At 57.1% G+C, this 24333-nt stretch carries 16 protein-coding genes and 1 pseudogene; 10 read left to right on the top strand and 7 right to left on the bottom strand.

Features of this window, described 5'->3' with window-relative positions:
• Positions 1 to 70: 70 nt before the first annotated feature.
• From hrpB to fhuB, 6 genes and pseudogenes are all read left to right on the top strand, one after another.
• Complete coding sequence (gene hrpB / locus HX778_RS04660) at positions 71 to 2506, top strand: ATP-dependent helicase HrpB (protein ID WP_176981394.1); 2436 nt, start codon at positions 71 to 73, stop codon at positions 2504 to 2506.
• A 155-nt stretch (positions 2507 to 2661) separates the two neighbouring features.
• Positions 2662 to 5223, top strand: coding sequence for a bifunctional glycosyl transferase/transpeptidase (gene mrcB / locus HX778_RS04655; RefSeq protein ID WP_038475467.1), 2562 nt, complete (start codon positions 2662 to 2664; stop codon positions 5221 to 5223).
• Positions 5224 to 5478: 255 nt separating this feature from the next.
• Positions 5479 to 7687 (top strand): annotated as a pseudogene (gene fhuA / locus HX778_RS04650) (ferrichrome porin FhuA).
• Between the two features lie 48 nt (positions 7688 to 7735).
• Positions 7736 to 8533 carry a Fe3+-hydroxamate ABC transporter ATP-binding protein FhuC gene (fhuC, locus tag HX778_RS04645; protein ID WP_038475466.1) on the top strand — a complete coding sequence of 266 codons (798 nt, stop codon included), beginning with the start codon at positions 7736 to 7738 and terminating at the stop codon, positions 8531 to 8533.
• Positions 8533 to 9432: a Fe(3+)-hydroxamate ABC transporter substrate-binding protein FhuD gene (fhuD, locus tag HX778_RS04640; RefSeq protein WP_176981393.1), complete on the top strand. Its 900-nt coding sequence runs from the start codon at positions 8533 to 8535 to the stop codon at positions 9430 to 9432. The genes fhuC and fhuD overlap by 1 nt, the downstream gene beginning before the upstream one ends.
• Positions 9429 to 11408, top strand: a complete 1980-nt coding sequence (gene fhuB, locus HX778_RS04635) for a Fe(3+)-hydroxamate ABC transporter permease FhuB (protein WP_176981392.1) — start codon at positions 9429 to 9431, stop codon at positions 11406 to 11408. The genes fhuD and fhuB overlap by 4 nt, the downstream gene beginning before the upstream one ends.
• Before the next feature lie 46 nt (positions 11409 to 11454).
• Here fhuB and hemL read toward each other — a convergent pair whose 3' ends face one another.
• Positions 11455 to 12735 carry a glutamate-1-semialdehyde 2,1-aminomutase gene (gene hemL, locus HX778_RS04630; protein WP_038475463.1) on the bottom strand — a complete coding sequence of 427 codons (1281 nt, stop codon included), beginning with the start codon at positions 12733 to 12735 and terminating at the stop codon, positions 11455 to 11457.
• A gap of 177 nt (positions 12736 to 12912) precedes the next feature.
• Between hemL and clcA the strand changes: the two genes are divergently transcribed.
• Both clcA and erpA read left to right on the top strand, forming a co-directional pair.
• On the top strand, positions 12913 to 14334 hold the full coding sequence (clcA, locus tag HX778_RS04625) for a H(+)/Cl(-) exchange transporter ClcA (RefSeq protein WP_038475462.1): 1422 nt from the start codon (positions 12913 to 12915) through the stop codon (positions 14332 to 14334).
• 80 nt (positions 14335 to 14414) lie between these two features.
• Positions 14415 to 14759 carry an iron-sulfur cluster insertion protein ErpA gene (gene erpA / locus HX778_RS04620; protein WP_038475460.1) on the top strand — a complete coding sequence of 115 codons (345 nt, stop codon included), beginning with the start codon at positions 14415 to 14417 and terminating at the stop codon, positions 14757 to 14759.
• A gap of 50 nt (positions 14760 to 14809) precedes the next feature.
• Here erpA and HX778_RS04615 read toward each other — a convergent pair whose 3' ends face one another.
• The 3 genes from HX778_RS04615 to mtnN are packed head-to-tail and all read right to left on the bottom strand — an operon-like array spanning position 14810 to position 16944.
• On the bottom strand, positions 14810 to 15430 hold the full coding sequence (locus HX778_RS04615; protein ID WP_176981391.1) for a TRIC cation channel family protein: 621 nt from the start codon (positions 15428 to 15430) through the stop codon (positions 14810 to 14812).
• 22 nt (positions 15431 to 15452) lie between these two features.
• Positions 15453 to 16253, bottom strand: coding sequence for a vitamin B12 ABC transporter substrate-binding protein BtuF (gene btuF, locus HX778_RS04610; RefSeq protein ID WP_038475456.1), 801 nt, complete (start codon positions 16251 to 16253; stop codon positions 15453 to 15455).
• On the bottom strand, positions 16246 to 16944 hold the full coding sequence (mtnN, locus tag HX778_RS04605) for a 5'-methylthioadenosine/S-adenosylhomocysteine nucleosidase (protein ID WP_038482940.1): 699 nt from the start codon (positions 16942 to 16944) through the stop codon (positions 16246 to 16248). Before mtnN ends, btuF begins: the two co-directional genes overlap by 8 nt.
• 94 nt (positions 16945 to 17038) lie before the next feature.
• Here mtnN and dgt point away from each other — a divergent pair, with 94 nt between their 5' ends.
• Positions 17039 to 18553, top strand: coding sequence for a dGTPase (gene dgt / locus HX778_RS04600; RefSeq protein ID WP_038475455.1), 1515 nt, complete (start codon positions 17039 to 17041; stop codon positions 18551 to 18553).
• A gap of 143 nt (positions 18554 to 18696) precedes the next feature.
• Positions 18697 to 20136 carry a serine endoprotease DegP gene (gene degP / locus HX778_RS04595; protein ID WP_176981390.1) on the top strand — a complete coding sequence of 480 codons (1440 nt, stop codon included), beginning with the start codon at positions 18697 to 18699 and terminating at the stop codon, positions 20134 to 20136.
• Positions 20137 to 20193: 57 nt separating this feature from the next.
• Here the strand turns inward: degP and HX778_RS04590 are convergent, their stop codons facing one another.
• From HX778_RS04590 to glnD, 3 genes are all read right to left on the bottom strand, one after another.
• A complete protein-coding gene (locus tag HX778_RS04590) occupies positions 20194 to 20583 on the bottom strand; it encodes a DUF3461 family protein (protein WP_008456913.1) in 390 nt (129 codons plus the stop codon).
• Between the two features lie 110 nt (positions 20584 to 20693).
• Positions 20694 to 21518, bottom strand: coding sequence for a 2,3,4,5-tetrahydropyridine-2,6-dicarboxylate N-succinyltransferase (gene dapD, locus HX778_RS04585; protein WP_016534961.1), 825 nt, complete (start codon positions 21516 to 21518; stop codon positions 20694 to 20696).
• A 97-nt stretch (positions 21519 to 21615) separates the two neighbouring features.
• Complete coding sequence (gene glnD / locus HX778_RS04580; protein WP_038475453.1) at positions 21616 to 24288, bottom strand: bifunctional uridylyltransferase/uridylyl-removing protein GlnD; 2673 nt, start codon at positions 24286 to 24288, stop codon at positions 21616 to 21618.
• Positions 24289 to 24333: the final 45 nt, after the last annotated feature.

The raw sequence follows: 24333 nt of genomic DNA, 5'->3' as shown, positions 1-24333 counted from the left end.
TGTCTCTCGGTTATGGTTTGGCGGGATGCTACAATGCGCGACTGCTGATGTTAACCCTTTGGAGCCGTTTGTGTCCTCATTACCGGTTGCGGCCGTACTGCCGGAAGTGCTGAAAGCGCTCGAGTATGCCCCGCAAATTTTGCTCAATGCCCCTACCGGCGCAGGTAAATCTACCTGGCTGCCGCTGCAAATCCTTCAGCAGAGTAAGCTGGAAGGCCGCATTTTGCTGCTTGAACCTCGTCGCCTTGCCGCGCGCAACGTTGCTCAAAGGCTGGCCGAATTATTGGGGGAAAAACCGGGCGAAACCGTCGGTTACCGGATGCGTGCCGACAGTTGCGTGGGGCCGAATACTCGCCTTGAGGTCGTTACCGAAGGGATTTTAACGCGGCTGATCCAACAGGATCCCGAGCTGAGCGGCATTGGGCTTGTGATCCTCGATGAGTTCCACGAGCGAAGCCTGCAGGCCGATCTCGCCCTGGCCCTGCTGCTTGACGTGCAGGCCGGGCTGCGCGATGACCTTAAGATCCTGATTATGTCCGCGACGCTGGACAATCAACGCCTGCAGCAATGCCTGCCGGATGCGCCGGTCATTACCTCCGAGGGCAGGGCTTTCCCGGTTGAGCGTCGTTACATGGCGCTGCCGGCGCATCAGCGCTTTGATGAAGCCGTAGCGAGCGCGGTGGCGGGATTGATGCGTGAAGAGTCCGGATCGCTGCTGCTGTTTTTACCCGGCGTGGGTGAAATTCAGCGCGTGCAGGAGCAGCTCAGAGAGCGTGTGGCAAGCGACGTTCAGCTTTGCCCGCTGTACGGCGCGTTGCCCCTGAGCGAGCAGCGTAAGGCGATTCTGCCCGCCGCTGCGGGAACGCGTAAGGTGGTTCTGGCGACTAACATTGCTGAGACCAGCCTGACTATCGAAGGGATCCGCCTGGTGGTGGATGCGGCCCAGGAGCGCGTCGCGCGTTTTGATGCCCGCACCGGGCTGACTCGCCTGGTAACCCAGCGCGTGAGCCAGGCTTCTATGACCCAGCGGGCAGGGCGCGCCGGGCGTCTGGAGCCGGGTATTTGTCTGCACCTGATTGCCGCCGAACAGGCTGAACGTGCGGCGGCGCAGAGCGAACCGGAAATCTTACAAAGCGATCTGTCCGGCCTGCTGCTGGAGCTGCTGCAGTGGGGCTGTCAGGATGTGCGTCAGCTGACCTGGCTTGATGTTCCGCCGGACGTAAACCTGACGGCCGCCAGCCGTCTCCTGCATCAGCTAGGCGCCGTGGACGAGCAGCATCGGTTAACCGCGCAAGGGCAAAAAATGGCGCAGATGGGCAACGACCCGCGCCTCGCCTCAATGCTGGTGACGGCAAAAACGGCGGATGAGCAGGCCACCGCCGCATGGCTTGCGGCGATCCTCGAAGAGCCGCCGCGTACTCAGGGCGGCGGTGATTTGCGGTCTCTTTTCGACAGCAGGAACGGCAACTGGCGGCAGAGAGCCACTCAGTTACTGAAAAGAATGAACGGGCGAGGCGGCGAGCCGGATATCTCGCTGGTTATGCCGCTGCTGGCCAGCGGATTTGCCGATCGTATCGCCCGGCGGCGTGGGGCTGAAGGTCGCTATCAGCTGGCGAACGGGATGGGCGCTATGCTGGAGCAGGACGACGCCATGACGCGGCATGAATGGCTGATTGCCCCTCTGCTGCTGCAGGGCAGCCAGTCGCCGGATGCCCGTATCCTGCTTGCGCTGCCGCTGGATGTTGAAGAGCTTGTCGCGCGGATGCCGCACCTGCTGACGGAAAGTGATTCGGTGGAGTGGGATGAAGAGCGGGGATCGTTAAAAGCGTATCGCCGTCGGCAAATCGGCAGGCTGGTGGTGAAAACCCAGCTGTTAGCGAAGCCTTCAGAAGAAGAAATGCAGCAGGCGATCTTAAACGGGATCCGTGAGCGCGGGCTTGGGCTGCTCGAGTGGTCGGTTTCGGCTCAGCAACTGCGTTTACGCCTGGCCTGTGCCGCTCGCTTGCTGCCGGAGCAGAAGTGGCCGGCGGTAGACGATGAATCGCTGCTGGCAACGCTCGAAGACTGGCTGCTGCCGGAAATGCGCGGCGTGCACTCGCTGCGGGCGCTGAAAAATATCGACCTTAGCCGGGCGCTAAGCAACTTGCTTGCCTGGCCGATGCGTCAACGGCTGGATAGTGCTCTGCCAACTCATTACACTGTGCCGACCGGAAGCCAGATTGCGATTCGCTACGACAGCGAAAATCCGCCGGTGCTGGCGGTGCGTATTCAGGAAATGTTTGGTGAAGCCCAGACGCCCTGCATTGCCGAGGGGCGCGTTCCGCTGGTGCTTGAGCTATTATCTCCGGCGCAGCGGCCGCTGCAGATAACTCGTGATTTAACGGCGTTCTGGAACGGGGCCTGGCGTGAAGTACAAAAAGAGATGAAGGGGCGCTACCCAAAACATGTCTGGCCGGACGATCCGGCGAATACCGCGCCGACCCGGCGCACGAAGAAGTATTCCTGAGAGCGCCAACCCACTCCTAAAGGGAGAGGGAGCAAACATGAAAAGACATTCCTGATAAGAATGTCTGGCTGTTTTTTTGAGAGATTTCTTCTTTCGCATTGCGCGGAAGAACGGAGAATCGGGCCTTTGCGCCTGAACTTTTGTGGAGAAGATGCATGGCGGGGAATGACCGCGAGCCTATTGGACGTAAAGGAAAACCAACGCGTCCGGCGAAAGAGAAGGTGAGCCGTCGTCGACTCAAGGAAGAGGATTACGACGACGAGTACGAAGACGATGACTACGAAGACGAGGAACCAATGCCGCCGCGTAAGGGAAAAGGTAAGGGGAAAGGATCGGGCCGCCCGTCGAAAAAACGCCGTTTCTTCTGGCTGTTGGTGAAGCTGGCGATCATCTTCTTTGTGGTGCTGGTCATTTACGGCGTGTACCTCGATCAGCAGATCCGCAGCCGTATTGACGGCAAAGTCTGGCAGCTTCCGGCGGCGGTCTACGGCCGCATGGTGAACCTTGAGCCGGATATGCCTTACAGCAAAGCGGAGATGGTGAAGCTGCTGGAAGCGACTCAGTATCGGCAGGTGTCGAGCATGACGCGTCCGGGCGAGTTCACCGTGCAGGGGAACAACATCGAGCTGATTCGCCGTCCGTTTGACTTCCCGGATGGTAAAGAAGGGCAGATTCGCGCGCGCCTGGTGTTTGACGGTGGCCACCTGGAATCTATCCAGAACATGGATAATAACCGCAGCTTCGGGATCTTCCGCCTCGACCCGCGCCTGATAACCATGCTCTCTTCGCCAAACGGCGAGCAGCGCCTGTTCGTGCCGCGCTCCGGTTTCCCGGATCTGCTGGTAGACACGCTTATCGCGACCGAAGACCGTCATTTCTATGAGCATGACGGGATCAGCATTTACTCCATTGGCCGCGCCGTTGTCGCTAACCTGACGGCCGGGCGTGCGGTGCAGGGCGGCAGTACGCTGACTCAGCAACTGGTGAAAAACCTCTTCCTGAGCAACCAGCGCACGCTGTGGCGTAAGGCTAACGAAGCCTACATGGCACTGATCATGGACGCCCGCTACGACAAAGATCGCATCCTTGAGCTGTATCTGAACGAGGTGTACCTCGGCCAGAGCGGCGACGATCAGATTCGTGGCTTCCCGCTGGCAAGCCTTTATTACTTCGGCCGTCCGGTGGAAGAGCTTAGCCTCGACCAGCAGGCGCTGCTGGTGGGCATGGTTAAGGGCGCGTCGCTCTATAACCCGTGGCGTAATCCGAAGCTGGCGCTTGAACGCCGTAACCTGGTCCTGCGCCTGCTGCAGGAACAAAAGGTTATCGATCAGGAGCTGTATGACATGCTGAGCGCTCGTCCTCTGGGCGTGCAGCCTCGCGGGGGCGTTATTTCCCCACAGCCAGCCTTTATGCAGATGGTGCGTCAGGAGCTTCAGGACAAGCTGGGCGACAAGGTGAAAGACCTGTCCGGCGTGAAGATCTTCACCACCTTTGATTCCGTGTCTCAGGATGCGGCGGAAAAAGCGGTGACCGAAGGCGTGCCGGTGCTGCGTGCTTCCCGTAAGCTGAACGATCTGGAAGCGGCAATGGTCATTGTTGACCGCTTTACCGGTGAAGTTCGGGCGGTTGTCGGCGGGGCTGAGCCTCAGTTTGCCGGCTTTAACCGTGCGCTGCAGGCTCGTCGTTCGATTGGCTCGCTGGCAAAACCGGCCACTTATCTGACGGCGCTGAGCCAGCCGGATAAATTCCGCCTGAATACCTGGCTTGCCGATGCCCCGGTTGGGATCAAGCTGTCGAATGGCCAGGTGTGGTCGCCGCAGAACGATAACCATCAGTATAGCGGGCAGGTGATGCTGGTTGATGCGCTAACGCGCTCGATGAACGTCCCGACCGTTAACCTCGGCATGACGCTTGGCTTACCGGCTATTACCGATACCTGGACCAAGCTTGGGGTGCCAAAAGATCAGCTTAGTCCGGTGCCGGCGATGATCCTGGGGGCGCTGAACCTGACGCCTATCCAGGTCGCGCAGGCGTTCCAGACTATCGCCAGCGGCGGTAACCGCGCCACGCTCTCCGCGCTGCGTTCGGTGATTGCCGAAGACGGTACCGTGCTGTACCAGAGCTTCCCGCAGGCGGAACAGGCAGTGCCTGCGCAGGCGGCTTACCTGACGCTGTTTGGTATGCAGCAGGTGGTGGCTCGCGGTACGGGACGTGCGCTGGGCGGGAAGTACCCGAACCTGCACCTGGCGGGGAAAACCGGTACCACCAACAACAACGTCGATACCTGGTTTGCCGGCATTGACGGTCGTGAAGTGACCATTACCTGGGTCGGCCGCGATAACAACCAGCCGACCAAGCTGTATGGCGCCAGCGGGGCGATGTCGCTGTATCAGCGTTATCTGGCGAACCAGTCACCGATCCCGCTGGATCTGACTCAGCCGGAAGATATCGTTGATATGAGCGTGAACGGTGCGGGCTACTTCCAGTGCAGCGGCGGTGGCGATCGCGTTCTGCCGGTCTGGACGACGAACCCGAGTGCGCTCTGCCAGCAGAGCCAGCAGGAAGAGCAGTCTGCTAATCCGTTCAGCCAGGCTCCAGCAGGCCAGCAGCCGCAGCAACAACCGCAGCAGCAGCCTCAGCAGCAGCAACAACCCGCTCAGGAACAGAAAAGCGACGGCGTTGCGGGCTGGATTAAGGATATGTTCGGCAGTAATTAAGTTTAACTTCAACCTAAACCTCTCCCCGAAACGGGAGAGGTTTTTTTTCGCCTTATTGCCCGCGATAAGACGTTCCTTATCTTAAATTTCACACCTGAATAACACCTCATAAACCATCGGGTTATTTCTTATTCCCTTAGTATCCGCGCGGATGTGAAGCGCTTGCTATGCAGCAAACGTTTCGTCTATTATCCTGCGGGCATAATAATAATTATCGTTTACGTTATCATTTACTACTTCACCAGAGAAAATATCATGGCGCGTTCACTCCCTGGTCAGCCAGCCAAAAACCCTGTCCGTAAGCTTGCCCTTTTCGTGGCGGCGGCGGTGGGCACCGTCAGCGCAAATAGCTTCGCGGCGGATACCGGCACGACCAAAAAAGAAGACACAATTACCGTTTCTGCCACCGCGGTGCCGGCCGAAAGCGCATGGGGTCCATCGCCAACCATCGCCGCCAAGCGCAGCGCCACGGCGACCAAAACCGATACCCCGATTGAAAAGACCCCGCAGTCTATTTCGGTGGTGACCCGCGAAGAGATGGATACCCGTCAGCCGCAGACGGTGAAAGAAGCCCTGGATTACACGCCTGGCGTGTTCTCTACTCGCGGAAGTTCTTCAACTTATGACGTGGTCTCCATTCGTGGTTTCACGACATCTTCGACCGTTAACACTAACCAATATCTGGATGGCATGAAACTGCAGGGAGATAACTACTCTGAAGCTTCTATGGATCCTTATTTCCTGGAACGTGTTGAGCTGCTGCGTGGCCCTGTGTCTGTGCTTTATGGTAAAAGCCATCCAGGCGGCGTAGTGAGTATGGTCAGCAAGCGCCCGACTACCGAGCCGCTGCACGAAATTCAGTTTAAGATGGGCACTAACAACCTGTGGCAAACCGGTTTTGACTTCAGCGATGCGCTGGATGATAACGGTGAATTCTCCTACCGCCTGACTGGCTTAGGCCGCAGCGAAAATGCCCAGCAAGAAATGGTCAAATCAAACCGCTACGCTATTGCCCCATCCTTTAGCTGGCGCCCGGATGACAAAACAGATTTCACCTTCCTGAGTAACTTCCAAAGCGATCCTAACGCGGGTTATTACGGCTGGCTTCCTCGCCAGGGCACGGTTGTTCCTTACGTTGATGCCAACGGCAGCTCTCACAAATTGCCTACCGATTTCAATGAAGGTGAGAGAGACAACAAAATGTCTCGTCGCCAGCAAATGGTTGGCTATAGCTTCGCGCACGAGTTCAACGATACCTGGACCGTTCGCCAGAATCTTCGCTATACGCGTATTCACACGCTCTATGATTCCGTTTACGGGAATGGCTATGTCGCTCCAGGACAGATTAGCCGTGCCTACGTTCGTTCTGACGAAGACCTCAATAACTTCTCAGTAGATACTCAGGCGCAGGCTAAATTCGCCACAGGGGCGGTTGACCATACCCTGCTGACCGGCGTTGATTACATGCGTATGCGCAACGACATTGACGCTATGTATGGCTCTGCAGACCCACTTAGCATGAGTAATCCGCAGTACGGCAACGCGAACGTTGTGACTAACTTCCCTTATGCAGTCATTAACCGTCAGCAGCAGACGGGACTTTACATGCAGGATCAGGCGGAGTGGAACCGGTTCGTTCTGACGCTGGGTGGCCGATATGATTTTGCTAAAACGTCTACGTTTACGCGCTCCTCAGGAACATTGGCTGAAGTTAGCGATAACCAATTCACGTGGCGTGGTGGCCTGAATTATCTGTTCGATAATGGCATCTCTCCTTACGTGAGCTACAGCGAATCCTTTGAACCGGTGTCAGGCTCTACCAAACAAGGTAAGCCATTCGATCCGTCTAAAGGTAAACAGTACGAAGCTGGCGTGAAATACGTACCTAAAGACATGCCGGTCACGGTCACCGCTGCCGTTTATCATCTGACGAAAGACAAGAACTTAACTGTCGACCCTAACGATAATGCCTTTAGTGTTCAGGGGGGGAGAAATTCGCTCCCGTGGCCTGGAGCTCGAAGCCAAAGCCGCCGTTAGCGCGAATATCAACCTGACCGCTTCTTACACCTACACTGATGCTGAATATACTCATGACACGCTGTATCAGGGTAAACGCCCGGCAGAAGTGCCACGTAACATGGCCTCCCTGTGGGCTGATTACACCTTCCACGAAACCGCACTGAGTGGATTCACCTTCGGGGCTGGTGCTCGTTATGTCGGCGCAACGTCCAGCTTCTATGCTTCCGGCCCGCAGGTGAACGAGACGTTTAACGTGCCGAGCTATACCGTTGCCGATGCTATGGTTAAGTACGATCTGGCTCGATTCGGCTTGCCTGGCTCTTCCGTGGCTGTGAACGTCAACAACCTGTTCAACCGTGAGTATGTCTCAAGCTGCTACCGTGACTATGCATGCTACTGGGGCGCTGAACGTCAGGTGGTTGCTACCGCGACCTTCCGCTTCTAACTTGTCTCCCGGGCACGGTTCGCCGTGCCCTTCACTAAGATGGCTACCATGCAGGATAAACACCTTCAGCCCGACACCACTTTTAGCCTCACTGATGTGACCTTCCGCGTGCCCGGTCGCACGTTGCTTCATCCGCTATCCATCACCTTCCCGGTGGGAAAAGTGACCGGTCTGATTGGTCACAACGGTTCTGGTAAATCGACGCTGCTGAAAATGCTGGGTCGCCACCAGAAGCCCTCGGACGGTGAGATCCTGCTTAACTCGCAGCCGCTGGACAGCTGGAGCAGCAAAGCTTTTGCCCGTCAGGTCGCCTATCTTCCCCAGCAGCTTCCGGCCGCTGAGGGGATGACGGTTCGCGAGCTGGTAGCGATTGGCCGCTATCCGTGGCATGGGGCATTAGGGCGCTTTGGCGTGGCTGACCGCGAGCTGGTCGATGAGGCAATTAGCCTGGTTGGGTTGAAGCCGTTTGCGCATCGTCTGGTGGATAGCCTGTCCGGCGGTGAACGTCAGCGGGCGTGGATTGCCATGCTGGTGGCGCAGGATAGCCGTTGTTTATTGCTCGATGAACCTACCTCCGCGCTGGATATTGCCCATCAGGTGGACGTGCTGGCGCTGATTCATCGCCTGAGCCAGGAGCGCGGCCTGACGGTGGTTGCCGTTTTGCACGATATCAATATGGCCGCACGCTATTGCGATAACCTTGTGGCGCTACGCGGTGGGGAAATGATCGCCCAGGGTACGCCAGAGGCGCTGATGCAAAGCGATACGCTGGAACACATCTACGGTATTCCGATGGGCATCCTGCCGCACCCGGCGGGGGCTGCGCCGGTAAGTTTTGTTTATTGATGAGCCGTATGAATGACTTTCTTTTGACCCGTCGCCGCCTTCTGGCGGCGATGGCGCTTTCACCGCTGCTGCTGAGGCTTCCAGCGGCGCAGGCGGCGGTGCCGGATGCAAAACGCATCATCGCCCTGGAGTGGCTGCCCGTTGAGCTGATGATGGCGCTCGGCGTCACGCCAATGGCCGTCGCCGATATTCCTAATTACCAAATCTGGGTTAACGAACCTAAGCTGCCGGAAGGCGTGGTGGACGTTGGCCTGCGCACCGAGCCTAACCTTGAGCTGATGGCGCAGCTAAAACCCTCTTTAATTCTCTATTCTGCTGGCTACGGACCTTCGCCGGAGAAAATCACCCGCATTGCGCCCGGACTGGGTTTCAATTTTAACGACGGTTCCGGCAAGCCGCTGGATATTGCACGTAAATCGTTAATTCAGCTGGGCGACACGCTGGGCATGCAGCAGGCTGCCAGTAACCATCTGGCCGAGTTTGATGCGTTTATTGCCAGCATGAAGCCCCGCTTTGCCGCTCGCGGTAGCCGTCCGGTGCTGCTGATGTCATTTTTGGATAACCGCCATGCGCTGGTGGTGGGCAAGCACAGCTTATTCGAACAGGTGATGGATCTGCTGGGGGTGACGAATGCCTGGCAGGAACAGACCAACTTCTGGGGAACCGCGGTGGTGGGGATTGAGCGCCTGGCGGCGATCAAAGACGCCGATGTGCTGTGCTTTGACCATAAAAACGAAGCGATAGCCCGCCAGGTTGCCGCGACGCCTCTGTGGAAAGCGATGCCGTTTATCCGCCAGAACCGTTTCCAGCAGGTTCCCGCCGTCTGGCTCTATGGCACGACGATGTCGGCGATGCACTTTGCCCGCGTGCTGGATGACGGCCTGAGGAACCTGGCATGAATAGACGTCACGTGATTTTCCCTGCCGGCCTGCTGCTGGGGCTGTTTGTCTGTGCGTTCTGGCTGACGCTGCATAACATGAGCGGCGTGCTGCCTTCCGGGCAATGGAGTAGTGCCTTTGTCGCGCCGGATATCGACAATATTCAACAGATGCTCTTTCACTTCAGCCTGCTGCCGCGCCTGGCAATATCGCTGCTGGTCGGTGCCGGGCTGGGGCTCGTCGGTGTGTTATTCCAGCAGGTGCTGCGTAACCCGCTGGCGGAACCGACCACGCTTGGCGTAGCCAGCGGCGCTCAGCTTGGCGTCACTGTCGCCACGCTCTGGGTGCTACCTCAGACGGCCCAGCCGTTTGCGGCGCTGATTGGCGCGGCAGCGGTTGGCCTGCTGGTCTTCGGCGTTGCCTGGGGCAAGCGCATGTCGCCGGTCACGCTTATTCTTGCGGGCCTGGTACTGAGCCTTTACTGCGGCGCGGTCAACCAGCTGCTGGCTATCTTCCACCACGATCAGCTGCAGAATATGTTCCTGTGGAGTACCGGCTCGCTCAACCAGCAGGACTGGAGCAGCGTAGAAAGCCTGTGGCCACGTTTGCTGGGCGGCCTGCTGCTAACGCTGTTGCTGCTGCGCCCGTTAACGCTGATGGGGCTGGACGATGGCGTAGCCCGTAACCTCGGCCTGGCGCTTTCTCTGGTACGGCTGGCAACGCTGGCGCTGGCGATTGTTCTCAGCGCCCAGCTGGTTAACGCGGTCGGTATTGTCGGTTTTATCGGGCTATTCGCGCCTCTGCTGGCAAAAATGTTAGGCGCTCGTCGCCTGGCGGCTCGTTTATTCCTGGCCCCGGTGATTGGCGCGCTGATCCTCTGGCTTTCTGACCAGGTTGTGGTCTGGCTCTCCAGCGTGTGGGGTGAGGTTTCTACCGGCACCATTACCGCGCTCATCGGCGCGCCTATTCTGCTGTGGCTGCTGCCGCGCCTGCGTACCAGCGGTGCGCCGTCAATGAGCGCAGGAGACCACGTGCAGGCCGAACGTCAGCGCGTTCTGCTGTGGGTTGTAATAAGCCTTGGCGTTCTGCTGCTGGTGATTACCGCCGCGCTGGCTCTGGGGCGCGATGCTCATGGCTGGCGCTGGCTGAGCGGCGCGCTCTTTGATGACGTGCTGCCGTGGCGCTGGCCGCGAGTTATGGCTGCTCTGACCGCAGGCGTGATGCTGGCGGTTGCAGGCTGCCTGATCCAGCGGTTAACCGGCAATGCGATGGCAAGCCCGGAAGTGCTGGGGATTAGCTCCGGCGCGGCGTTCGGCGTCGTACTTATGCTGTTTATCGTGCCTGGAAACGCCTTTGTCTGGCTTCTGCCTGCAGGCAGTCTTGGCGCGGCGGTGACGTTACTGATTATCATGCTTGCTGCCGGGCGTGGAGGCTTCTCGCCGCAGCGTATGTTGCTGGCGGGGATGGCGCTCAGCACCGCATTTACCATGTTATTGATGATGTTGATGGCAAGCGGCGATCCGCGTATGGCGACGCTGCTGACCTGGATCTCAGGTTCGACCTATAACGTTACCGGAGATCAGGCGGTAAGAACGCTGGTGGTTATGGCTATCCTGCTGGCGATAACGCCGCTGTTCCGCCGCTGGCTGGTGATTTTGCCGCTGGGTGGCGCGACGGCGAGAGCGGTTGGTATGGCATTAACGCCATCGCGTTTTGCGCTGTTGTTACTGGCTGCAACGCTGACCGCCACGGCAACGTTAATCGTGGGCCCATTAAGCTTTGTCGGACTGATGGCACCACATATTGCTCGCATGCTTGGGTTCCGCAGGGCGATGCCGCAGATAGTGATTGCCGGGATTTTGGGGGGGATGTTGATGATTCTGGCTGACTGGTGCGGCAGGATGATTCTGTTCCCGAATCAGGTTCCGGCGGGGCTGCTGGCGACGTTTATCGGTGCGCCTTACTTTGTGTATCTGCTGAGAAAGCAGGGGCGGTAACGCCTCACCCGGCTTTATCCCCAAAGGGGCCGGGTGAGGGTAGATATTACAGTTTTGCAAACACGCGGCGCGCCGCGTCGATGGTTCTCTGAATATCTTCTTTGCTATGAGCCACTGACATAAAGCCCGCCTCAAACGCGGACGGTGCCAGGTAAACGCCTTCTTGCAGCATCAGGTGGAAGAAGCGCTTGAAGCGCTCCACGTCGCACGCCACCACGTCTTTATAGCCGGTCACTGTTTCTGCATCGGTGAAGAACAGGCCGAACATGCCGCCGACGTTATTCACCACCAGCGGGATGTTTTCTGCTTTTGCCGCCTTAAGCAGGCCGGTAGCCAGCATTTCCGTCAGTTCGGTCAGAGTCTGATGGACGCCAGGCTGAGAGACTTCGGTCAGGCAGGCGAAGCCAGCCGCCATCGCAATTGGGTTGCCGGAAAGCGTACCCGCCTGGTAAACCGGGCCGGTTGGCGCCAGCGCGTCCATGATTTCACGGCGGCCGCCGAAGGCACCTACCGGCATCCCGCCGCCGATGATTTTGCCGAGGCAGGTCAGGTCTGGCTCGACGTCATAGTAAGACTGAGCGCCAGCCAGCGCCACGCGGAAGCCGGTCATAACTTCATCGATAATCAGCAATGCGCCGAATTCGTCGCACAGCGCACGCAGGCCCGGCAGGAAGTCTGCGTGAGGCGGAATGCAGTTCATGTTGCCGGCAACCGGCTCAACGATGATACAGGCCACATCCTGCGGATATTGCTCAAAGGCTTCGCGGACGGAGACCAGATCGTTGTAGGTGCAGGTCAGCGTGTGTTTCGCAAAGTCTGCCGGTACGCCCGGCGAGTTTGGCTGGCCGAGTGTCAGCGCGCCGGATCCGGCTTTCACCAGCAGGCAGTCCGCGTGGCCGTGATAGCAGCCTTCGAACTTGATGATTTTATCGCGGCCGGTGTAGCCGCGAGCCAGGCGGATGGCGCTCATGGTGGCTTCGGTACCGGAGTTCACCATACGAACCATATCCATGGTCGGAACCAGTTCGCAAACCAGCTCCGCCATTTTCACTTCCATTTCGGTTGGCGCCCCAAAGCTCAGACCGCGCTCAACGGCTTCGATGACCGCATTGCGGATCGCCGGATGGTTGTGGCCGAGCACCATTGGGCCCCACGAGCCGACGTAATCAATATAGGCTTTACCGTCCGCGTCATACAGGTAAGCCCCGTCCGCACGCTCGATAAACAGTGGCACACCGCCCACGCCGGTAAAGGCGCGTACCGGTGAGTTAACGCCGCCGGGAATGACCTGGCGGGCTGCGGCGTACAGGTTTTCAGACTTACTCATGAATCGGCTCCTGATTCGTGGAAATGGTGACAGCGGGCTATTCTATGTGAAACCTGCGCTGCGTTGAAATATTTGCCCAAATCAAACGTTACGGTTTATTAGGGAATTTAATAAGACGAAGGTGTGTTCTGTGGGTAAAATGCCCGCCTTATTTGTATGACTAAACGGTTTGAACCCATGAATTTAGCCCATGATTCTCTCGACCCGGCGCAAAGCGTAAGCCAGCGTCGCGGCGCTATTCTGCGTCGCCTGATTGGCCAGGATAAAATGCCGCTAATGATTCTATTGATGGCTGCCATCGTGGGAACCCTGGCGGGCCTGGTCGGCGTGGCGTTTGAGAAATCGGTCAACTGGGTGCTGCAGCACCGTATCGGTATGTTGGCGCAGGTTGCTGACAGCGCCTGGCTGGTGTGGCCGCTGGCGTTTATCAGCTCCGCGCTGCTGGCGATGGTGGGGTATTTTCTGGTGCGTCGCTTTGCGCCGGAGGCCGGTGGTTCGGGGATTCCTGAAATAGAAGGTGCACTGGAAGATTTGCGGCCGGTGCGCTGGTGGCGCGTGATCCCGGTGAAATTCATCGGCGGGATGGGCACGCTTGGTGCAGGAATGGTGCTGGGGCGGGAAGGGCCAACGGTACAGCTCGGCGGTAATATAGGGCGAATGGTCACCGACATTTTTCGCATGAAAGGCGCAGAAGCCCGGCACTCGCTGCTGGCGACCGGCGCAGCCGCAGGCTTGTCCGCCGCGTTTAATGCGCCTCTTGCCGGGATTCTGTTTATCATCGAAGAGATGCGTAGCCAGTTCCGCTACAACCTGATTTCGATAAAAGCGGTGTTTATCGGCGTGATTATGTCGAGCATCGTGTTCCGTATCTTTAATACCGAAACGACGGTGATTCAGGTCGGCAAACTGGCGGATGCGCCGGTCAACACGCTGTGGCTGTACCTGATTCTCGGCATGATCTTTGGCATTGTCGGCGTGGTATTTAACCGGCTGGTGATTGGCGCTCAGGATATGTTCCAGCGCATCCACGGCGGCAATATTAAGAAATGGGTGCTGATTGGCGGCCTCATCGGTGGACTTTGCGGCGTGCTGGGGCTTATTCAGCAGGCGGCGTCCGGCGGCGGGTTTAGCCTGATCCCAATTGCGGCGATGGGGAACTACACCATCGGCATGCTGCTGTTCCTGTTTGTGGCTCGCGTTATCACGACGCTGCTGTGTTTTTCCTCCGGCGCGCCGGGGGGTATTTTTGCCCCAATGCTGGCGCTGGGCACGCTGTTAGGCACGGCTTTCGGTACGGCCTGTGCGGCCTGGTTCCCGGCTTATCACCTTGATATGGGGACTTTTGCGATTGCCGGAATGGGGGCGCTGCTGGCGGCTTCACTGCGCGCGCCGTTGACCGCAATCGTGCTGGTGCTTGAGATGACGGATAATTACCAGCTCATTCTGCCAATGATAATCACCTGCCTTGGGGCCACACTGTTGGCACAATTCCTGGGCGGAAAACCTTTATACTCGGTTATTCTGGCAAGAACGCTGGCAAAACAAGAGGCTGAGAAGGCCAGAGCGAACGAGCTGGCTTCTGCCGGGCAGAATACTTGAACGATTTACCAGGGTATTAGATAATGCCGCTAAAGTGCGGGTTATTTTCTGCCCGACTTGTTCATTGTTGGGAGCAAAAAATGAGTGATGACGTAGCGCTGCCGCTGCAGTTTACCGAAGCAGCAGCCAATAAAGTGAAAAGTCTGATTGCAGACGAAGAGAACCCTGATCTGAAACTTCGCGTCTATATCACCGGTGGTGGTTGCAGCGGCTTCCAGTATGGCTTCACCTTTGACGACCAGATTAACGACGGCGACATGACCATCGAGAAACAGGGCGTTGCTCTGGTTGTGGATCCGATGAGCCTGCAATACCTGGTCGGCGGCGCGGTAGATTACAGCGAAGGCCTGGAAGGCTCCCGCTTCGTGGTGACCAACCCGAACGCAAAAAGCACCTGTGGGTGTGGTTCTTCCTTCAGCATCTGATGTTCAGCTGAAACAAGAAAGCCGCGTATCAAACGCGGCTTTTTTTATCGCTATTGTCGGTCATTTAGCGCAAAGGTCGGCAGTTTAAGGTGCCAGTAGATGGCCGCCAGGCGAATCACCAAAGTCACCACCATGCCAATCATACTGGCCTGATCCAGCGGGACGTTAAAGGTGTGGTAAGCCGTGGCGTGGACGATACCGCCGATAATGCAGGCGGTGGCGTAAATCTCAGTGCGCAAAATCATAGGGATTTCGCGCGCCAGCACGTCGCGGATGATCCCGCCGCCTACCCCGGTAATTACGCCCATGCAGATTGCAACCAGCGGGCTGGCATGCGCCAGAAAAGCCTTGTTAACGCCAATACCCACAAACACCGCCAGGCCGACGGCATCGAGCACGGGAAGAACCCACTTAGGCAAGCGGCGAGGCTGGCGTATCAGCACAATTGTCAGCATACAGGTCACCATAGCGACGACGAGGTCCGTGGGATCTTTCACCCAAAACACCGGGCCGTTAGCCAGCGCCATATCGCGGATCGTGCCCCCGCCTACCGCCGTGACCACGCCAAGCACCAGCACGCCAAAGGGATCCATCCGCAGCTTTCCGGCTAGCAAAACGCCGGAAATAGCAAACACGGCGGTACCGACGATATCCAGCCAATAGACCAGCATTTATGACCCTCAGAGCGTGACGTTAAGCTTTCGCCAGCTCTTCGCAGAGCTGTTTTGCGGCGAGGATAATACGCGGGCCGGAACGTGTAAACCAGTCATCATTGACGGCAATAACCGGAACTTTCAACTGATTACTCCAGAACTGCCGTACGGACGGAATATTGCTCGCATCGCCAGCAATAATAATAGCCTGTGGTTTGCGCATCAGCACCTGTTCACGGCTGACCTGTGGCCAGGGCACCCGGCTGTCGGCAAAGATATTTTGCCCGCCGCATAGCTCAACGACTTCGTTCTGAATCGACTCTTTGCTGGTGGTAAAAAGCGGCTGCTGGCTGAACTGCAGGAACACTTTTTTGCTTTGGGTATGGCCGTAGCGGGCTTTCAGCTCGGCAAACTGACGGGAAAGCTCAGCCGCGGCCTTCAGCGCTTTTTCAGGCGTTGGGCTAAGCGGTGCAAGCTGGCGCAGCGCGGCCTCAACGTCAGAGACACTTTTCGGATCCAGCCAGATGACCTTGATCCCCAGCGAAACAAGCTGGTTAACCTGCCTGTCGGGATTACCGCCGCGCCAGGCCAGTACCGCATCCGGCTTCAGGGCGACAATGCGCTCGAAATTGACGCCCTGCCAGTTGGCTAACTGTTCAATCTGCTTTGCCTGAGGTGGGTAATCAGAGTAAGCGCTCACCGCAATAGGGGTGATACCGGCCGCGAAGGCCAGTTCGGTATTAGCGGGTGAGAGGGAGATGACCCGAGGCGCCGCCAACAGCAGCGCCGGGAGGCAAAGGAGCAGGGCGGCGGCCCCGCGCCAAAGGATGAGCTTAGCCACGAGCCAGATGCTGAACCAGTTTCTCCACCATCAGGGTGGATTGTTTCGCCGCAACGGCCAGGAACTCTTCAAAGCTGAGGTGAGACTGCTGGTCGGCGACGTCGGAGATAGCGCGAACCACCACGAACGGCGTGTGGAAGTTATGGCAGACGTGGCCAATAGCCGTCGCTTCCATTTCTACCGCAACGGCCTGCGGGAAGTTGTGGCGAATTTTTGCCAGCGCAACGGAGCCGTTAATAAACGCGTCGCCACTGACGATCAGGCCGCGAACCGCGTGCAGATCCAGCTCTTTAATGCAGGTTTCTGCCGCGTCGATAAGCTTTTTGTCGGCAACGAAAGCCGCCGGACAGCCCGCCATCTGGCCATACTCGTAACCGAAAGCGGTGACGTCAGCATCGTGATAGCGTACTTCGTCGGACACCACGATATCGCCTACTTTCAGCGTTGGCGCCAGGCCACCTGCTGAACCGGTGTTGATGATAACGTCCGGCTTGCAGTGTTCCAGCAGCAGCGTAGCACCCATGGCCGCAGAAACTTTGCCGATGCCGGACTTCAGCAGCGCCACTTCAACGCCGTTCAGCGTCCCGGTATAAATTTCGCAACCGGCGATGCTCAGAGTGTGACGGTTTTCGATTTTGTCACGCAGCAGCGTAACTTCTTCTTCCATTGCACCAATAATGCCTGCTTTCATAGAGATACTCGCTAATGTGGTGGAACATGACTCGATTTTCGGGGCATAGTCTATCATGGCAAACAGTCTCCTTATCAACGGAACAGGAGTGGGCATGAGCGAAATAGACTTCCGCAAAAAAATTAACTGGCACCGACGCTTCCGCTCGCCCGAAGGCGTGAAGAGCGAACTTGAGATCCTGCGCATCTTCGAAAGCGATCGCGGCAGGATAATCAACTCTCCGGCCATCCGCCGCCTGCAGCAGAAAACTCAGGTCTTCCCGCTTGAACGCAATGCCGCCGTGCGCACCCGTCTTACCCATTCGCTAGAGGTTCAGCAGGTAGGGCGCTACATTGCCAAGGAGATCCTCAGCCGCCTGAAGGAGCAAAAGGCGCTGGAGAAATATGGCCTCGATGAGCTGACCGGCCCGTTTGAAAGCATAGTGGAAATGGCCTGCCTGATGCATGACATCGGTAATCCCCCGTTCGGCCATTTTGGCGAGTCGGCGATTAACGACTGGTTTCGCCAGCGCCTGCAGCCAAAAGACAGCGGCGGCCAGCCCCGTAGCGAAGACCGCTGCAAGGTGGACGTTTTACGGCTGCGCGAAGGCGAAGAGTCTTTAAACGCATTGCGCAGTAAAGTGCGTCAGGATTTATGTCATTTCGAAGGGAACGCACAGGGTATTCGCCTGGTGCATAGCCTGCTGCGGATGAACCTGACCTGGGCGCAGGTCGGCTGCATCCTCAAGTACACCCGTCCGGCCTGGTTTGCCGACACGCCACCTGCCAGCCACGCTTATTTAATGAAAAAACCGGGCTTTTATCTGTCGGAAGAAGGGTATATCGCCCGCCTGCGCAAAGAGCTGGATCTTGGCGAATACAGCCGTTTTCCTCTCACCTGGATAATGGAAGCGGCGGACGATATTTCTTACTGCGTGGCCGATCTGGAAGATGCCGTCGAAAAACGTATTTTCAGCGTTGAGCAACTGTATCAGCATCTCTGCGAGTCATGGGGAGAGCAGGCGAAGGGCGATCTCTTTGAGCTGGTGGTGAAAGATGCCTGGGATAAATCCCGCACCAATCAAATGCGACGCAGCGCGGAAGATCAGTTCTTTATGTATCTGCGCGTCAATACGCTGAACAAGCTGGCCCCGTATGCCGCCCAGCGCTTTATCGACAATTTACCGGAGATTTACTCCGGCGAGTTCAATCATGCGCTGCTGGAGGACGACAGCCCGTTTGCCCGGCTGCTGGAGCTGTATAAACAGGTGGCCGTGCGCCAGGTGTTCAGCCACCCGGATATCGAACAGCTGGAACTGCAGGGTTACCGGGTTATCAGCGGCTTACTGGATATTTACAGTCCCTTACTCGAACTTTCAACCGAGGATTTCACGGAGCTGGTCAGCAAGGAAAGCCTGCGCCGTCTGCCTATCGCGTCACGCCTTTTCCATAAGCTTTCGACCAAACATAGGCTTGCCTATGTGGAAGCGGTGAACGCTTTACACCCGGCAAGCCTTGATTTTTCCGTGTGGGAATACTATTTCCGTGCAAGGCTTATCCAGGATTACATCAGTGGAATGACCGATTTATACGCCTGGGATGAGTATCGACGCCTGATGGCGGTGGAGTGAGGTTTTCGCGAGTTTTGTAAAGATGACCAATAATTTTTTACTTTTTCCATGCACTTAAGCGCTGAACTTAGCGCGTAAAGTTCACTCTGAATGGTGTACACCAACACAGCAATTTTGCGTTATTTGAAAGTTGAGATGATTCCATGAAAAAAACCACGTTAGCAATGAGTGCGCTGGCTCTTAGTCTGGGTTTGGCGCTGAGTCCGATGTCTGCCTCCGCCGCTGAGACGGCCTCTTCTGCATCTGCTGCGCAGCCGCTGCCAAGCCTTGCGCCGATGCTGGAGCAGGTGATGCCTTCAGTGGTGAGTATCAACGTTGAAGGGAGCACAACGGTAAATACTCCGCGTATGGGGCGTAATTTCCAGCAATTCTTCGGTGATAACTCACCGTTCTGCCAGGACGGTTCGCCGTTCCAGAGCTCGCCGTTCTGTCAGGGCGGTGGTCAGGGCGGAGCCGACGGCGGCAGCCAGCAGCAGAAATTTATGGCGCTGGGTTCTGGCGTCATTATTGACGCAGCGAAAGGCTATGTAGTCACCAATAACCACGTGGTGGATAACGCCAGCGTGATCAAGGTTCAGCTGAGCGATGGCCGTAAGTTTGACGCCAAAGTGGTGGGTAAAGACCCGCGCTCCGATATCGCGCTTATCCAGCTACAGGATCCGAAAAACCTGACGGCGATTAAAATTGCCGACTCCGACGCGCTGCGCGTAGGGGACTACACCGTGGCGATTGGGAACCCGTATGGCCTGGGTGAAACCGTGACCTCCGGTATCGTTTCGGCGCTGGGTCGTAGCGGCCTGAACGTTGAAAACTACGAAAACTTTATCCAGACCGATGCGGCGATTAACCGCGGTAACTCCGGTGGGGCGCTGGTTAACCTGAACGGCGAGCTTATCGGGATCAACACCGCAATTCTGGCGCCGGACGGCGGCAACATCGGTATCGGCTTCGCTATTCCGAGCAATATGGTGAAAAACCTGACCGCTCAGATGGTGCAGTACGGCCAGGTTCGCCGCGGCGAGCTGGGGATTCTGGGCACCGAGCTGAACTCTGAGCTGGCGAAAGCGATGAAAGTCGACGCTCAGCGCGGCGCGTTTGTCAGCCAGGTGATGCCGAACTCTTCCGCCGCAAAAGCGGGCATTAAGGCCGGGGATGTAATTACCTCCCTGAATAATAAGCCTATCAGTAGCTTCGCCGCGCTGCGTGCAGAAGTCGGTTCTATGCCAGTAGGCAGCAAAATCTCGCTGGGCCTGCTGCGCGACGGCAAGCCGGTGACGGTCAGCCTGGAGCTGCAGCAAAGCACCCAGAACCAGGTGGATGCTGCCACTATCTTTACCGGTATCGACGGGGCTGAAATGAGCAACCGCGGCGGTAAAGATCAGAAAGGCGTGCAGGTCACCAGCGTGAAGCCAAATACTCCGGCGGCGCGTATTGGCCTGAAAAAAGGTGACATTATCGTCGGCGTGAACCAGCAGGCGGTGAACAACATCGCCGAGCTGCGTAAAGTGATGGACAGCAAGCCGTCGGTGATGGCGCTGAGCATCCAGCGTGGTGATTCGCAGATTTACCTGTTGATGCAGTAATCTCCGTGTAGAACTGAAAAGGGCCGCAAAAGCGGCCCTTTTTTATGGGTTACTGAACTACTTGTTACGGGTCAGTTTTTCCAGATCGGATTCAATTTCGCTGATCTTGTTGGTCACCACTGACTCGAGGTGGCGCAGATCGTCGAGGATCTTACGCTTCAGATCGACTTCGGTGCGGTCGCGCTGGCAAAGCTGATCGAGCTCATCGATGACATAGCGCAGGTTGGGGCTGATCTCCTGCACTTCTTTGTAGCCCTGGCCTACACCATCGGCCACCACGGTTTTGCGCTGGCGTGGGTATTTAAACTTCACGCTTTTGGCAAAAAACTCGCCCTTATCCTTCTGGAAATAGACTTTCAGGATATCGTTGTTGGCTTCCTGCCGGAGGCTGTAACGATCGATTTCATCAGGATTGGTAATACCCAGACTTTTTAAATTATCGTACATAAGCGGTACCCTTAAATATCAATAACCATTAGAGAGTTAACGGAAAATTCCTTTTCCGCTAGTGCCAGATGCAAAAAAGGCGGGATAACCCGCCTTTTGGTGCAAAAAACTTAGTCGATGGTGCGCAGCAGTTCGTTGATGCCCACTTTACCGCGGGTTTTGGCGTCCACTTTCTTCACGATGACCGCGCAGTACAGGCTGTAGGAACCGTCTTTAGAAGGCAGGTTGCCGGAAACGACAACGGAGCCCGCCGGAACGCGGCCGTAGTGCACTTCACCGGTTTCGCGATCGTAGATACGGGTGCTCTGGCCGATGTAAACGCCCATGGAGATAACGGAACCTTCTTCGACGATCACGCCTTCGACGACTTCGGAACGTGCGCCGATGAAGCAGTTGTCTTCGATGATGGTTGGGTTAGCCTGCAGCGGCTCAAGTACGCCACCGATGCCGACGCCGCCGGACAGGTGAACGTTTTTACCAATCTGCGCGCAGGAGCCAACGGTCGCCCAGGTATCAACCATGGTGCCTTCATCGACGTAGGCGCCGATGTTGACGTAGGAAGGCATCAGCACGGTGTTACGTGCGATGAAAGCACCCTGGCGGACCGCCGCAGGTGGCACAACGCGGAAGCCTTCTTTCTGGAAACGAGCTTCGTCGTAGTCGGCGAATTTCATCGGGACTTTATCGAAATAGCGGCTTTCAGCGCCTTCGATGACTTTATTGTCGTTAATGCGGAAAGAAAGCAGAACCGCTTTCTTCAGCCACTGGTGGGTTACCCACTGGCCGTCAATTTTTTCAGCAACGCGCAGCGCACCGCTGTCGAGCAGGGCAATCACCTGATTCACCGCTTCGCGGGTCACGGTATCAACATTTGCCGGGGTGATCTCGGCGCGACGCTCGAAAGCGGATTCGATTACATTTTGTAGCTGCTGCATGATGAACATTTCCTGATTGTGACTTACCTTTCAACTTTTGGGCGACAGGGAACTTGACTGTCGCCCGAGGGCCAAAAAGGTAAAAAATAAAAGACCGTTATTTATCGTTTGGATTAAGGGCCGCTGTCAACCGTTGCTGCACTTCCTGCTGGAGCACATTATTAAGCGCACGCCGGTCTGCGGTCGCGATTATAAATAAATCTTCTACTCGCTCACCAATTGTCGTAATTCTCGCCCCATAGAGCGAAATCCCGAGGTCGGCAAACACTTCACCCACCCTCGCCAGCAGGCCAGGCTGATCGAGCGCAATCAGCTCAAGGAACGTACGCCGGTCGGTGTGGGTTGGCAGGAAATTGACTTCGGTATCGACGGTAAAGTGGCGCAGTTTTGCCGACTGGCGACGAGGCTGCGGCGGCTGCCAGGTCGTCTGGGTGATCGCTTGCTCAAGGCTGTGACGAATAATATTGTGTCGATCAATCGACAGCGGGCTGCCGTCGGGTTCGAGCACGATAAAGGTGTCCATCGCCATGCCGTCACGGGTCGTGAAGATCTGCGCGTCGTGCACGCTGAGGTTACGCCGGTCGAGTTCGGCGCAGACGGCGGCAAACAGATAAGGCCTGTCCGGGCTCCAGATAAAGATCTCCGTGCCGCCGCGCGTTGCCTGTGGGCTAAGCAGGATCATCGGCTGACTGAGATCGTGCTTCAACAAATGACGTGCATGCCAGGCTATCTGGTTTGGCGTATGGCGAACAAAATAGTTGGCCCGGCAGCGCGCCCAGATATGGTGCAGGGCTTCCTCGTTGATATTATCCATCCGCAGCAGTGCAAGCGCCTGAAGCTGGTGGTGGCGGACGCGTTCGCGCATGTCAGGGCTGTTCTGCATCCCGCGGCGCAGCTGCTTTTCGGTAGCGAAGTACAGCTCACGCAGCAGGCTTTGCTTCCAGCTGTTCCACAGCGTTTCGTTGGTTGCGCAGATATCTGCGACCGTCAGGCAGACCAGGTAGCGCAGCCGGTTTTCGGTCTGAACTTCTTCGGCAAACTGCTTGATGACTTCCGGATCCTGAATATCACGACGCTGGGCGGTGACGGACATCAGCAGGTGCTGACGAACCAGCCAGGCAACCAGTTGGGTTTCCCGCGAGTTCAGCCCGTGAAGTTCGGCAAACTTAAGAACGTCCTGCGCTCCCAGCACGGAATGATCGCCGCCTCGCCCTTTGGCGATGTCGTGGAACAGCGCGGCGATTAAGATCAGCTCCGGGTGCGACAGGCGAGGCCACAGATCGACGCACAGCGGGTGCTTCGAGCGTGTTTCTTCTTTGGCGAAGCTTTCCAGCTTTTGCAGGACGCGAATGGTGTGTTCGTCCACCGTGTAGGCGTGGAACAGGTCGAACTGCATCTGGCCGACGATGTGCGACCACTGCGGCATATAGGCCCACAGCACGCTATGGCGATGCATTGGCAGCAGCGCACGGCTTACCGCGCCAGGATGACGCAGCATCACGAGAAACAGCTCGCGGGCTTCCGGAATATAGCAAAGCGGCTGGGTCAGGTGACGGCGGGCGTGGCGAAGATGGCGCAGGGTGGTTGAGTAAATGCCGGTGATGTCGCGATTTCGTACCATCATGTAGAACATGCGCAGGATAGCCTGCGGTTCGCGCATGAACAGAGTTTCGTCCCGCAAATCGATGAGCGTGCCGCGCAGCTGGAAATCATCGTCCAGCGGACGTGGTTTTTCGCTGGCATCAAGCGCCAGAATAGCTTCGTCGAACAGCTGCAGAAGCATCTGGTTCAGCTCGCCCACGCGGCGTGTAACGCGGTAGAAATCCTTCATCATGTGTTCGACCGGCTCGTTGCCCTCGCCGCTGTAGTGCAGGCGCTGGGCCACGCTAAGCTGGCGGTCAAACAGCAGGCGGTTATCGTAGCGATTAACCTCGAGGTGCAGAGCAAAGCGAATGCGCCACAGTAAATGCTGGCATTCATCAAGCTCTTTGCGCTCCGCTTCGGTCAGGAAGCCAAAATCGACCATTTCCCCCATTGAGGTCGCACCGAAGTGGCGGCGGGCCACCCACTGCAGCGTGTGAATATCACGCAGGCCGCCGGGGCTGCTTTTAATATCGGGTTCAAGATTGTAGCTGGTGCCGTGGTAGCGCTGGTGACGCTCGTTTTGCTCTTCAACCTTGGCAGCAAAAAACTTCGCCGACGGCCAGAAGCCTTCACTGAATATATGTTTCTGGAGTTCAAGGAACAGGGCCACGTCGCCAATTAACAGGCGAGACTCGATAAGGTTGGTGGCCACCGTCAGGTCTGATAAGCCTTCCAGCAGGCACTCTTCCAGCGTGCGTACGCTGTGGCCGACTTCCAGCTTCACGTCCCAAAGCAGGGTCAGCAGCTCGCCGATTTTTTGCGCCTGGGCATCGGTCAGCCGCTTGCGGCTCAGGATCAGCAGGTCGATATCCGACAGCGGGTGTAGCTCGGCGCGACCATAGCCGCCCACGGCAACCAGCGCGGCTTCCGGAACATCGGCAAAGCCATAAGCTATCCACAGCCGCTGCAGCAGCTGATCGATAAATTCGGTGCGGGCTTCAATCAGCCGTTCAGCGGAAATGCCGCTATCAAAGGCCGTACCCAGCCATTTCTGGAAAGTATCTAAGTGCGACTTGATGTCCGCGCAGTTAAGTTCGGCTTCCTGCCAACTGTTTGGATAGTCCGGCTGGCCGGAAATCTCGGGTTCGGTGGTGTTGGCAAACTGCTCTGGTAAAGCTGGACTCATTGTGCGCTACCCATAAAAAAAGCCGGCTCAGGGCCGGCTTAGATT

This window comes from Cedecea sp. P7760 (assembly GCF_013386425.1).
In the GTDB taxonomy this organism is placed as follows: Bacteria; Pseudomonadota; Gammaproteobacteria; order Enterobacterales; family Enterobacteriaceae; genus Cedecea; species Cedecea selenatireducens.
The sequence above is the reverse complement of the archived record's forward strand: the minus strand, read 5'-3'. Positions and strand labels throughout refer to the sequence as shown.